General features: G+C 40.9%; 2 tRNA genes and 1 rRNA gene. All 3 read left to right on the plus strand.

Annotated elements, in window-relative coordinates:
- Positions 1–65: 65 nt before the first annotated feature.
- Positions 66–142, plus strand: a tRNA-Ile gene (locus tag DS891_RS24310).
- 117 nt (positions 143–259) lie between these two features.
- Positions 260–335: transfer RNA gene (locus DS891_RS24315), tRNA-Ala, on the plus strand.
- 276 nt (positions 336–611) lie between these two features.
- Positions 612–765, plus strand: a 23S ribosomal RNA gene (locus DS891_RS24320); the annotation flags it as partial.

Below are 765 nucleotides of genomic sequence, written 5' to 3' on the forward strand. Positions count from 1 at the left end.
CTTATTTGTTCGAAGTGTCCACACAGATGATTGTTGATTAGAATTAGAGAACACAAACATTGTTTGGGTCTGTAGCTCAGCTGGTTAGAGCGCACGCCTGATAAGCGTGAGGTCGGTAGTTCAAGTCTACTCAGACCCACCACTTTGCTTTGATGCTGCGTCTTTTTGCGACTCGTTTAGCAAACTAAACGTTCGTCACAAAAATCCTTGCCTGAAAGCAAAGATAGGTAAAAAACAAACAATGTTATCCTAGTAATGTGGGGCTATAGCTCAGCTGGGAGAGCGCCTGCCTTGCACGCAGGAGGTCAGCAGTTCGATCCTGCTTAGCTCCACCACTTTACTACTCCTTCTTATAGATAAACACTCTTACTCAGGTTCAAGTAACTGAGAGTTTTTAACTCTGAGAAGTCATTCTCTTGCTCTTTAAAAATTTGGAAAAGCTGAAAAATTAAATTCTGATAGATAACGAAARTTATTTATCGAGTTTTCGAAAGAAAATGCCGATTAATCATTTYKATGATTAATTAGCGTCTACTTTAGTATTCAATATTAACTTCTGGCGAAGTTAAACTGTCTTTAGCAGTACAACTTAAAACTATTTTGGGTTGTATGGTTAAGTGACTAAGCGTACACGGTGGATGCCTTGGCAGTTGGAGGCGATGAAGGACGTACTAACTTGCGATAAGCCTAGTCAAGCCAGTAAGAGGCGCTTGAGACTAGGATTTCCGAATGGGGAAACCCACCTGCTTGCAGGTATCGTTAACT

The organism is Pseudoalteromonas sp. JC28, assembly GCF_013319255.1.
Taxonomy (GTDB): domain Bacteria; phylum Pseudomonadota; class Gammaproteobacteria; order Enterobacterales; family Alteromonadaceae; genus Pseudoalteromonas.